This is a genomic window from Marinomonas sp. SBI8L (assembly GCF_001624705.1).
Lineage (GTDB): Bacteria > Pseudomonadota > Gammaproteobacteria > Pseudomonadales > Marinomonadaceae > Marinomonas.
The window spans coordinates 1-12852 of the sequence record NZ_JSEO01000015.1 but is presented as its reverse complement, the minus strand read 5'-3'; the positions used below and the strand labels follow the sequence as shown (position 1 = coordinate 12852).

Below are 12852 nucleotides of genomic sequence, written 5' to 3'. Positions count from 1 at the left end.
ATCAAAGGTCACTTTGAACGCTAAAGAAAAATAATCGATAGATGTTTAAAGGTTGCTTTTGGAGGGGGTTGAGTTGCTATTAATTAGACCTAAACCACATGTAGATGAATCACTCGAAAGCTATTTTTTACGATTAGCTCAATCGAATGGTTTTGAAAAGTATAAGACGTTTGTCGGCGCTTTAAACTTTGAACTCTATAAACATAATGGCACAAAGTCACGCTTGTTACCTCTTGATCTGCACGTGTTGAATCCTTGCTTTGCAAAACATAGCAGTAACGAGCGACTTAAATGTTTAAAGCAAATTAGTATGATGACAGCTCAAGATGTTTTACCTGTTTTATCGCTGGCTATTTATAGAGCGAATCAAAAATATTCTTCAGGAGTAGGCTGCGTAATTCAGCAGGGGCGGCTATACCCTCGACAGTTTCTGCATCAGTCAAATATAGGCATCTGCCCTGAATGTTTAGCTGAAGCGTCTTATATTAGGCAGATATGGCACTTTGAACCCTACACAGTCTGTCACCGTCATTGTTGTCCTCTTATTCATCAATGTGCCTGTGGCGAGCATATCGACTACTTATTTCTCGATTCAATAGATCAATGTCCTGAGTGTGGTGTTACTTATAAGAATATTAACGTCGTTGCTAAGGCTGATGAAGAAGAACTACATATCAGTAAATGGCTCGCAGGGGAGCATGTGGGTGCTTTTCCTGTTGTTTCTATTGTCCATCGTTGGGGATTGTATTTATGGTGGATACAACTTAGAGAATCAACCACAGGCTCTAAAAGCTTTAATGAGTATATGACTCAATGGCCTAAATTTTTTGATAAGTATTTAAATACATGCCTTAGTCATCTTGAAATGAAAGCAGCTTCAGTTAAGCATACGAAGTTCTCAGATGTATTTGGTGATATTCTGAATAAATCAATAAGGCTTCCTTCAAGCCGGCTAGCTGATAATCTTGTGTTACAACATCTTTATCAATTTCTAAATACACAATTATCATGGCAAGGTAGTAACCTCAATAAAATCACAGTCAATGCAATTGAAGCTTCTATTTTATTAGGGATTTCGATCGATCAAGTTTCTGCATTATATGATCAGGGTGAACTGCACTCTTTTGTAAAACTTAAGTCAGATGAAATTATCCAACCTCATCAAAGTGTCTTTCAGTTAGATGAACTGTTTTTGCTGTGGCTATCTAGCTTTCAAGTAGAAGGCTCTAATTATCACGTTATGACATCAACTTGGTGATTTATGGAATTTCATTCTTTGATAGCTAACAATGACCCTATAGTACGAAATACTTTAATTAAGAGAGCATTTTCACCTTTTGCAGTGCCATCGATAGTTGATGATGTTTTGATAAACGCAATTTGTGCTTTAGTTAATTTAACGCAAAAATTGGGTCCAGATCTTGATGTTCTCGATAAGACGTTATGTAAATCACTTCTTCAAAACCAAAAATGGTTAGGTCGGGTTGCTAGATCATACCAATTCTGTATTACACATAACCTTAAGTTTCCAGATTATCGTGTACACGGCCCATTAAGACTAAGCACAATTGGTTCTTTACCTCAGGGTTACTGGACTTCATTTAAGTTTGATCGAATGATTGTTGATTGGAGTAATAGCGCTTCTGATATTAATATAGCCATTTTTTTGACAGCAATATTTAGCTATCAAGGACAATCAACCTCGTTGGGTCAGTTGATATTAAGAGACGATGTCAAGGTAAATGAATGCCTACAACAATTAGGGATTACCCAAAGAAACCTTAAGTATCTTAAAGAGGGGCTTAATAAAGTCAGTGATGACTTTACCCTTACCGATCTAACACAGCCATACCTGTCCCAGCTTAGGTTCCCTTCAAAAGAAGGGTACGTGTCTCTAACGCCTGTTGTATCAAGTCAAATGCAAATTAAGCTTCATAACTGGTTAAAGGGAAAGCATCAGAATCAATGGGTGCATTATTGCCAACGACCTTCAAGTGTAGGGCGAGTGGCATCGAGTGTTGCCGGAAAGCTTTTAGTTTATAGGAATAGGTTTTTAGATTTAAATAAAAATCATACTCAAAACCCCGTTCAGATATTCGATAATAATCAGCTCTTGAAGGTGTTTGAAGAATGGTTAAGTGTTAAAAGTGGTCTATTACCAGCAAACCACAAAAAAGCTCTATTGCGTTCAAATCTTATTCAAATTGATTTTGTTTTGACCACTTGGATCGCTTTTCGATTCAAAAAGACGGTAGATGATGTAAGTGCAAATGAAACAGATAAAATTGTTGCTGATTTAAATAACTATTTTGCTACGTCATATACATTAAAAACCTTATCGTACAAGCCTGACATTATCAGACTTTTAAAGCAACGAGTTGGGCGGCTGTTGAAGCGGCCACATCAGAAGCAGGAGCAAAGCTCTGAAGATGGCAAAGTAAAATACATTGTTTTGCCAGATTTAAACATAAGTCATGTTAATGGTTATGCGAGTGATTATGTTGTTGGTTTTCCCTCATTAATAGGGTGTTTTGGTTTTGTGCACCACTTTTTAAGAAAGCTGATAGGTACTGGTCAAGATATTGTTTCAAAAACAAGTTTTGCGATTTGTTTGCATGAGTATGGATTGCATCGAAGAGGGGTAATTAAAGAGTTGACCATGAACTCAATGGATAGCTTAGCTGTACCTGGAATAAACGATTCAGCTCATTGTGACTTCAAAATGACTATGATTATTCGAGTGCCAAAAGAGTTAACCATCGCTCAAGAAATGATCCCGTTATCAATTCCTCAAAAGCTATGTGGAGGGGCGGTTCATAGTAATATTTCAACATTAAATATGAATAGGGTTTATGACGACATCAGTGAAGCAATAACACAATTACCTTCCACTCAGGGGCGCTGGTTAACATCTGATAACCTGAAAGATGAAGAGACAGAAGATACGCTTGAAAATTGGTTAACTGTTATCTCTAAAGACTATTCCAAGGTAATAACAAATGTCGGGTATCACTTTTTAGAGAAGCCATATATTAAACTCGCAAGCCTTCAAGAGTATAAACATGCTTTTGTAGAACCCGTGTTAGGAGCAGTGAAGCTATGTATTTTCAACCCAGAGAAAGTTGAGGATTATTTTTGGCAATACACCGTTCGAAATAACTCTATATTAATTGGTAAAGACAATTATTAATTTGAAAATGAAAAATAATAGTTTGAAAGTATTTGTTTTTACAATTTAACCTATTATTTTTTTAAATAAAAATTATATATTGAAATCAATAGGTTAGATTAATGTTGGGTTTATATGGTATTTGTTGGGTTTTATTGTTAAGTATTTGATATTGGAGTGAATTATATCAATAAATCGTTGTGTTCTGCCGTATAGGTAGCTTGTAAAGCTTTTATGCGCCCTATCGTCTACATCATCAAGTGTTCTGCCGCATAGGTAGCTTGTAAACAAAAATCACCATGGATCTCGCTATCTTCGAAGTGTTCTGCCGCATAGGTAGCTTGTTAAATGAAAGCCTAAGGGGCTTATAGTATGCATAAAGGCTCTGCCGGATAGGTAGTTTTATATGTTGAAGACCTTACATAGTTGGTAGATGCTCATCGCTATTGTTATCTGTAACGTTAATTGCATAAATTCATACAACTTTTTATTGATTAGGCTCTTTTTTTATTGAGGTATGCAATATTATGAATATACCAAAAAAACTATCTTATCAACGCTCCATTTCACCAGGACATGCTGTTTTTTATTTTCTTGATTCTCAAGGAAATCTAAAGCCATTAGAGATATCAGAAACAACAATACTTGGGCAAAAATCAAGCTCAACAGAAGGGTATGACTCTTCAATGAAAGAAAAGAAATCTGTATCACCTAAGAAATTTGCTGAAGGTAATATTCAACTAATCGATTATTGTTTTGCTCCTCCTGATTCGTCGTTCATACTGAATAAGTTCTCTTTGAGAATTGATGCTAGTTCTATTTCGCCTCTTATTTGTGACGATCATTCGGTAACAACAACTCTGGAATTATTTAGCCAAAAATACAAAGAGCTTGGGGGTTACAGATTACTTGCGACACGTTACTTGAAAAATATTTTGTCGGGAGCTTGGCTGTGGCGTAATCAAGAGGTGTTAAATACCGATATTGAAGTTATTTCTTCCAATGGGGCTTCATACCAGGTCAGTAACATCCATCGTAAGCGCTTTGAGGGTGGCTGGGAGGCCAGTGTTGATAACTGGAATGAATTAATTGCGGAGTTTGAAGCAGCCTTGACTACCCCTAAAAGTTACTTGTTGTTAGAAGTTACGGCAAAATTAAAAATGGGGTTTACTCAAGAAATACACCCAAGTCAGTCTTTTAGTGAAAAAGAGCACACTAAATCAAGTCGTGTTTATCAAAACGTGATATTGAATAATAAAAGGATTCCTATCATGGGGACCTGCAAAGTTGGGGCTGCGATAGCCTGTATTGACGATTGGTATGCTGATGGTGCTGATAAAATAAGAGTAAGCCCTTATGGGGTAGATAAAGCCAATCAAACTTCATATCGATCACCAGAAACTCAAAAGAGTTTGTTTAGTTATCTTTTAAAGCTAGAGTCGTTAATTCAGGAAATGACTACGACTGAAATAGTTAGTGGTGAATGCCACTTTGTAGCGGCCAACTTGATAAAAGGTGGCTTGTTTCAAGTTGGGAAGAAAGCATAATGCGCTACTATATTCGAATTAATTTTCTTCCAGAACCTAGAGATGACACCACCTTGGCAGGACGATGTATTTCAATTTTACATGGTGTTATCAATCGTTATGGCTATAACGATATTGCTGTTGCTTTCCCTGAGTGGAATGAAAATGCTGTTGGGTCTTCAATTGCTTTCGTCTCTCAAAACCCTGAGCAGCTTTCGTTACTTGTGAGCCAAAAATACTTTAAAGAAATGGCATCGTTCAAATACTTCGACATCCAGCCTCTTAAGCTTGTTGAGGAAGGTGGAGAAGAGGTGGCATTTGTGCGGACTCAAGCCGCCGATAAAGCTACTGGGTCCAGAAGGTCTGTAAATTTTAAGCGGCTGGCTAAAAGGGCTGAACTGCGAGGGGAGGTTTATAAACCACGAGCGGATAGCTATAGATCAACGTTTAATCACTTTCATAAAATTCCTATAACGAGTAAAGGAAGTGAAAAGTCATTTGAATTGAATATTGAACTAATAAAGATTAAAGAAAAGAGCTTAGGAGTGATAAATAACTATGGTTTATCGAAAAAAACTGGTACACCTACATCTGTTCCGAAAGAGTTAAAGTAATAATAGAGATTATATTACTGTTAAAATTTTTTCATAGATGTTCAATTAAGTACTTAGATTGCAGCAATAACCGACACACTTGGAATAGATAAGAGAGCCAGTTGCCTATAGGCTTCGAGTTCTCACACAATCCACCAAGGCCGTCAAAAAATGAGCAACCAATATAAGCAACTGACACTCCAAGAACGATACCAGATTGAAGGGTTAAATGAACTCGGTTTTTCAGCAAGAGCTATCGCAATCAAGATGAAGCGGGGCAATAAATCGATTGCTCGTGAACTTAAGCGATGTCCCAATAGAAAATATTGTGCTGAGGAGGCCCACACTCATACCCTTATGATCAGAACTCAGGCTCACAAGTTTACAAAACGAAGTCAGGAACTGATTGATAAAGTGGAAACGTTTCTCAAGTTGAGCTTCACCCCAGAGCAGATTGCAGGACGGCTAGCGAAAGAGATGCCAGCCCTAAAAGTCTGCTGTAATACAGTTTACCGCATTGTGTTTGAGCAAGGATGGCGTCATAAGCTGGCAAGACAAGGTAACCCCTATAAACCACGCAAAGACGTGATGGCAGGCGCCCACTTAATCCCTAATCGGGTCGATATAGATCAGCGCCCCAAGCAGGTTGAAGACAAGCAAGAAATAGGTCATTGGGAAGGTGATACGGTTTATGGTCAAGATGGTTACTTAGTAACGTTAACAGAGCGAGTCACAAAGCTCTTATTGACCTGTCGAGTTAAGAGCAAAACGAAAAAGTTGGTCTCTAAAGCCATTAAAAACCTGCTAAAGCCTTTTAAGCATGTTTGTAAAACGATTACATTTGATAATGGCGGTGAATTTGCAGATCATCAAAGTATTGCTAAGGCGTTGAAGTGTAAAATCTATTTTGCTAAGCCCTATCACTCTTGGCAGCGGAGTCTGAACGAAAATACCAATGGTCTGTTGAGACGCTTTTATCCAAAAGGATTCGCGATAGGCCAGCTCACAGATCGGGAAATTAATGTCACACAAATGTTAATAAACTTTAGGCCAAGAAAGTCGTTAAACTATCTCACACCGATTGAAGTATTATTAAATAAACGTGTGTCACTTATTGCTGAAATCTAGGGTATATTAGTTACTTCTGTATTAATAAAATATTTATGTTATTTGAAATCTTTGCTGATGAGGGATATTAAAATTATTCAAAGAAGATAATTCAATAGTAAATTTTGCAAAGAATGGGAATCCAGTAAAATTGAGTAAGCTCAATAAATCAAAGGTACTTCAAGAATAAAAGTGAGTATTTGTTCAGTTTTTATTTGCTGATAGAGTTCATAATTATTCAATACATCAATGTGATACATAATGTTTTCTTCAAACAACTCTGTAATTAATTAGGATAGCAAGATGACGCTCTCTCTTACCTGACTTCTATATTTAAATTTTAGAAATACAATAAGGAATGCTATTCAAGAGTATTTGACCACTATTAATAAAATTTCTTTTTAATATCACTTCCATAAGTTAACGAACCTTACAAGGTTAAAACCGAATGATAAAGTTGATTATCACTATTACACGTAAGTTTGCCAGAGTCCTCAATAACATCGTTCATTTTCTAGAGTGTAAAAACCAATCAGAAAGTATTAAATCCAAATTTGTGGACCTTGCCCCTACTGATAATGCCGACAAAGCTGGTGTATATTCTGAAGCAATTCTATTTGCAATGAAAAATGCAAAGGTTTTTAACATCGCTCTAACCGGTCCTTATGGATCAGGTAAGAGCAGTATTATTCAAACGTTCTTAAAAAAACATAAGCGCCCCTCACTCCATATATCTCTAGCTTCATTTGTTCCTGAGATAAATACAGATGATGAGACAGTAAGTCGTCAAGAGATTGAAAGAAGTATCCTTCAGCAAATGTTGTATGGTGCTGATGCAAATAAACTTCCTTTATCGCGTTTCAAAAGAATTAGGACTCCAAGTGTTTGGTCAGTCTTTAAGACTCTTTATATCATGCTTGGTATTCTTTCAATTTGGTATGTTCTTCCTCATCGAAACGATATTATCAGTGGATCTTTTTTTATCCCGTTTTCATACAGTAATTGGTTAAACTTTGGAAGCATATTTCTTTCAGTAACTTTTTTATGGTCTACATTACATTATTTTTATGTTGCAAGTTTTGGCCTTACACTCAAGAGCATATCTTTGACAGATGTTGAGATAAAACCTGCAAATGATAATCAGGAGTCAATACTTAACCGTCATTTGGATGAAATAGTCTACTTTTTTCAATGCACTTCTTACGATCTTGTAATTATTGAGGATTTAGATCGATTTAATGACGCAGAAATATTCGTTACCTTACGAGAAATTAATAGCCTAGTGAACGAGAATGCTGGAGTAAACCATACTGTTAAATTTCTTTATGCTTTACGCGATGATATGTTTCTGAATACCGAGCGAACAAAGTTCTTTGAATTTATTATTCCTGTCATACCTATTATCAACACTTCAAACTCTATCGATATGATGTTGGAACAGGGAAAGAGGCTAGATCTCGATGATCGTCTTGATAGGCAGTTTCTTAGAGAAGTATCACGATATTTAAATGACTTAAGGTTGATCCAGAACATCTTCAATGAATATAAAATTTATGTGGCTAATTTAGAAACTGATGGAGAAAACTTGTTAGACGCTAACAAGCTCCTCGCAATTTTGATCTATAAAAACGTTTATCCAAGAGATTTTGAGGAACTGCACCGTGGAGAAGGCGTTCTCGCAAAAGTATTGAATCAGCAAGATGAGCTTATTGGTGTTTGTGAAAAAAAGTTTAGGACTGAGCTCAAGCAACTTGAAAACCAGATTGTAGCAGGTGAGAAACAAATACCTTCGGACGTGAAAGAACTTCAGAAAATTTACTTGATGACTTTGATAGAGCAACTACCGAAGGATACATATAGTATTAGTTTAAATAGCTCTTATTGGTTTGCTTTTCAAGAGTTGTTTGACAATGATATATTCGAGCAACTAATTAATACATCACAAATACATTGCCACTTTAATAATGGTTACTACAGAAAAATAAATATTAACAATTTACAAGACGAAGTGGATCCTCACAAATCATACCAACAACGCAAGTTGGAGGTCGAGAGTATTGCAACAGATAACAAAAACAGTATTTTACGTAAAATAAGTGATCTAAGGTCTAAGATTGCTACGCTTCGCTTGACCAATCTCAACGAGCTGTTACGTTTAAACTCAGAAAGCATGCAAGACCTATTCGAAGACTTTGGGGCAAACGGAGAGCTTGCTCGTTTTCTGATATTAGAAAGTTACCTTGATGATACCTACTATCAATATACTTCCCTCTTTCATTCTGGTCGTCTATCACCTAATGACAATAAGTTTTTGATCCAAATAAGAGCTTTCGTTACACCTGAACCAAACTTTCCTATTGATAATCCAGCTGAAGTTGTTGCTGCAATGAGAGAGGAAGACTTTAGACAAAACTATGTCTTAAATTAAACTCGTAGACACTTTGCTAGGAGATACTACTAACTACTTTAACCAAACGCAGAAACTCCTTGAATTTCTTTCGTCAAATTTTGAAGCCAGCGAAGATTTTTTTGAAGCTTATTATACTAGTGGCGTAGAAGTTACTGATCTGCTTTCGAGACTTACCAACGCTTGGAAAGGCATTGTTCCTGCGGCTATTGCTAGTAACAATAATATTGCTCACGTCACCCGACTGATCGCGAATTTACCAAAGTCTTCGCTTACGGCACTTGTTTGTGACTTTGGCGAGTTATCTAAGTTTGTCTCGGATAACCTTCTAGAAGTGTTAGTCAATGTGCCTGAACTTGCTCCTGAACGCCTTAAACACCTCAATTTTGAGGTTCAAGACTTGTCTGTAATTACTGAACGTTCTGAAATTGTACGATTTATGTTTGAGGAGGGGCTTTTTAAATTAACACTCTTAAACTTAGAATACATATATAAAGTGATTCTTGGGAATAGTGATCTTGAACCATTATATGAGAGAAATTTTTCAGCAATACGATCAACGAATAACCAAACTTTAATAAAAAGGGTTGAACGTGATTATGATCTTTATTTACGTGAGATTCTATTAAAATTACCCGGAAGTTCAGAGGAGGATACAGTTTCTATTCTGACTTTAATTTGCCAAGATGGGTTGGATCAAGAAAATCTTAAAAAATATCTTATCAATCAGACTGCTCAGCTGCCTGATCTCGAAAGTGTGCCTGAGCGATTACATGTAATGCTGTTTAAAATAGGAGAAATTAAACCCACTTGGAAAAACTGCATTGCTTTTATGAAAAGTGAAGGATATACGGATGAATTTCTAATTGATTATCTTAATCAAGATGTTGTTCGTTCGACTCTTCTTGAACATCCTATGCCTAGTGATTCGAATTCATTGAAGCTAAGCAAGGTCATCATCAATGCTGATTCGCTATCTGATGACGCCTATAGAGAATATGCTCAAGCTTTACCCAAGTCGTTTAATAAACCACCGGTTGAGCTTAGCTCTACTAAACTCGGGATACTAATTGATGAAGGGAAAATCACATTCTCTAAAGAAAGCCTCAATGCACTAATTGATAATAACGACTTACAACAGCAATTTGTTGTTGCCAACATCTCAGCATATCTGGAAGACCCAGACAGCTTTGAGTTAGATGATGATTTCTTAGAAGACCTTCTACGGTCTGAAATCGATCATACAACTAAGCTCCGGATAATAGAATTAATGGACTTAGAATCTATCGTTTTTCTACCCAAACGATCTGCACTTATAGGTCCAATTATTCAAAACACGAACATTGAAAGTTTCGACCTTGATGCAAATATTGTTAAATCTTTAATTGAGCATGCTGAGTTTGCTGATACGAAAGTGAAACTTTTAAATAAATGTCATACAGATTTAAATGATGATGAAATTCGTCAAATTTTAGCTAATCTGCCTCGACCATATTCCGAAATAAAAAAGGGGTATTCGATACCGACACTAAGAAATACTCCTGAAAATCAGGATTTAGTCATCTGGCTTGATTCACGAAATATTATATCCTCATGGGGGAATACTTTCTTTGGCGAAATTAAAGTGAATCTTTATAGAAAATAGAGAACAAACCTTAATTTCAATTACGGATATTTTTATATTAAACCCTCAACCCATTTTATTGAGGGTTTAGCTTGTAACCCCCTCACTCTTAAATAAACCACTTAAAGCTGAATTAAATATTAATTGTTGTTGTGTAATTTAATTACAAATAAAAAAATTAAAATGTCATCTTATGGTTGCTTTTTTCACTGACAGCTTATGATTGTAAAGCTGTTAATGTCTTGATCTATATGAATTTGCAAATGTCACCTTATGGTTGTTTCGACAAGTAGCATTCATTCAAGTATATAACGCGTTTAATCAAATGTTTTAATTGAACGAGAAAGGCCTTTTCTGTTTCAGATTGTAGCCTCTGACACGCATTTCCGATCTAAGATAATTTTAAAAAAGGACTTGAGCTCATAAGGGTAACCCAAAAATCAATAGGCTGTATAAATATACAGTCTATTTTGTTTTTTGCTTGATTCTAGTGAAAATTGGCACGCTTTAGCATTATAAATATCAATGATATGGCGCGCTTTATCATTGTGCCCATTTTTAAAATATGTAGAATCAATAAGTTATGAGAAGGGCACGGAAATAACCGTGCCCTACATGCAAAAATAGGAATCGAAATAACGCGCATGCGCGTTTAGCCAGGAAGGTTTTCAGTGAATAAGTGGCCTTTCCTTTTAAGAACTAATCATATGTAGCGTTTTGATTGCGGTGGATAAATCTAGCAAACCGAGCGTGCGCATTATTAAAATGTTATATGCAGTCATGAATAGAGAAATCGAGCAAAAATACATAGATCAAATTCAATATGAAGAAGATATTGAGAAGATCTGCGAGATTGCAAAAGCATCGGATAATCCGTATTTTCTTCAGCAATATGCAATGAATTACAACTGGAATGATGGCTATGCTTTGCCCACAGTTATAGCAAACAATGAGCATTGTGATTTAGGTACTGCGATCTCTCTGTTTTGGCTTGCTGAAGGAATGAGCTATTTCTTAAAAGAAGTAGAGCGAAATGAGTACAACAATGAGTGGGCAGATTTCTGTGAATTGCTTGTCCGCAAACTAAACAATAACGATTATGCTTGTGGTCCGGTGAGTTTTAAGCCAAATATAAATAAGCTCACTCTGGATAAATACAAAAAGGCAGGTATTCCTTCTGTCCTGTATCAGGAAGTAAACGGAGCAAGCATATAACAAGGTCGTGCAATCTGACCTCCGGCCACTGTCACCTTTTGTGCAAAAAAACGCACAAAAGGCGCCAGTAGCCTCCGAAAGTTGACGACGGCGTTATATTTTCTTCAGTATTTTGTGGTTAATTAAATGGATAGAGAGCAACTAATAGTTCAATTAAAAGTAACAATTGAGGCTATTGAAGAAAAATTAGCGGAATCACCAGAAAAAGTAGTCTCAGAATATTTAGTAAAATACGAGAGTGCACTGCATGAACCTGATAACCAGAAGCTTTTAAATAAACTTCTCAATTGCGTTAGAGGGTACATGGAAACATCGAGTTGTTATGACCAAAATTTCTTAAATGAAATGGGAAAATCCGAGCAGCTAATTAGAGCTATAAAAAGCTTGTAGAATTTAAAACGGACATATATGGACGCTCCTGTGCCGTCAAGGCGTTAGTTATCCAAACCACTTTTTAATTCTGAATATTAAGTGGTTTTGTCTTTTTCTTATTAACCGCTTTTGACCTTTACCAATTCCAAAAACTCGATGAAGGGTCGTACTAGACATATATCCGGCCTGTTATAAAAACGCTTTTTGTTGGTTTTCTGGCCTTGATGAGATCCGTACTTAACTGTCTTTATCACCCACTCGGTTTCAAGAACCTTGTCCATGCCAGACTGTCGTTAAGTGCGGAAAACCCGCTTTTACATCATATGTTCGTCGACTTTGGTTAGATCTCTTTCGGCTGTTTAACTCTTTAGTTATTTTCTATCATGAAGCGGATAGGGTTTTATAATCCTCATTCCTTCGAAGTAAAATCCAAACGAGTCTTGCTAATCGATTTGCGATTGCGACGACTCCCTTATGTTTTCCTCTACGATCAATCAACTGTTTAACCCAGACTGAGAGCTTGTCATTTTTCCCTTTTGTACGATGAATTAAGGTTCTGGCACCGTGTATAAGCTGCTTACGTAAATACTGATTCCCTCGTTTACTCATTCTTCCCATATAGGATTTTCCACCACTCGCATACTGTTTAGGCGTTACGCCAAGCCAAACTGATAGTTCTCTTGGATTAGCAAACTGACTGGCATTGCCAATGGCTGCGAATAAAGCTGTTGCATTGATAATGCCGATACCAGGAATGGTCATCAGCCGCTGACAGAGCTCATTTTCAAGAACATATTCATCAAGCTCTTTTTGTATGGATAATCGACGTCTTGATAAGT

General features: G+C 36.4%; 10 protein-coding genes. 9 read left to right on the top strand and 1 reads right to left on the bottom strand.

From position 1 onward, the window contains the following. Positions 1-73 precede the first annotated feature (73 nt). From OA91_RS19455 to OA91_RS19420, 9 genes are all read left to right on the top strand, one after another. Positions 74-1258, top strand: a complete 1185-nt coding sequence (locus tag OA91_RS19455; RefSeq protein WP_063337603.1) for a TniQ family protein — start codon at positions 74-76, stop codon at positions 1256-1258. A 3-nt stretch (positions 1259-1261) separates the two neighbouring features. Continuing rightward, on the top strand, positions 1262-3190 hold the full coding sequence (locus OA91_RS19450; protein WP_063337602.1) for a type I-F CRISPR-associated protein Csy2: 1929 nt from the start codon (positions 1262-1264) through the stop codon (positions 3188-3190). A 506-nt stretch (positions 3191-3696) separates the two neighbouring features. After that, a complete protein-coding gene (gene csy3 / locus OA91_RS19445; RefSeq protein WP_063337601.1) occupies positions 3697-4716 on the top strand; it encodes a type I-F CRISPR-associated protein Csy3 in 1020 nt (339 codons plus the stop codon). Further along, positions 4716-5309, top strand: a complete 594-nt coding sequence (gene cas6f / locus OA91_RS19440) for a type I-F CRISPR-associated endoribonuclease Cas6/Csy4 (protein ID WP_197477852.1) — start codon at positions 4716-4718, stop codon at positions 5307-5309. The genes csy3 and cas6f overlap by 1 nt, the downstream gene beginning before the upstream one ends. A 150-nt stretch (positions 5310-5459) precedes the next feature. Continuing rightward, positions 5460-6416 (top strand): IS30 family transposase, encoded by a 957-nt coding sequence (locus OA91_RS19435; protein WP_063337600.1) that lies wholly within the window; start codon positions 5460-5462, stop codon positions 6414-6416. Positions 6417-6843: 427 nt separating this feature from the next. Next, complete coding sequence (locus OA91_RS24475; RefSeq protein WP_197477851.1) at positions 6844-8823, top strand: YobI family P-loop NTPase; 1980 nt, start codon at positions 6844-6846, stop codon at positions 8821-8823. Positions 8824-8836: 13 nt separating this feature from the next. Beyond that, positions 8837-10447 carry a hypothetical protein gene (locus OA91_RS24470; RefSeq protein WP_197477850.1) on the top strand — a complete coding sequence of 537 codons (1611 nt, stop codon included), beginning with the start codon at positions 8837-8839 and terminating at the stop codon, positions 10445-10447. Between the two features lie 705 nt (positions 10448-11152). Further along, the gene (locus OA91_RS19425) at positions 11153-11641 is read left to right on the top strand and encodes a DUF4274 domain-containing protein (RefSeq protein WP_231870422.1); all 489 of its coding nucleotides are present in this window, start codon (positions 11153-11155) and stop codon (positions 11639-11641) included. Between the two features lie 126 nt (positions 11642-11767). Next, entirely contained in the window at positions 11768-12031 is a 264-nt protein-coding gene (locus OA91_RS19420) for a hypothetical protein (RefSeq protein WP_063337598.1), read from the top strand. A 363-nt stretch (positions 12032-12394) separates the two neighbouring features. Here the strand turns inward: OA91_RS19420 and OA91_RS19415 are convergent. Beyond that, the coding region (locus tag OA91_RS19415; protein ID WP_157203896.1) for an IS110 family transposase at positions 12395-12852 on the bottom strand (458 nt) is incomplete at its 5' end.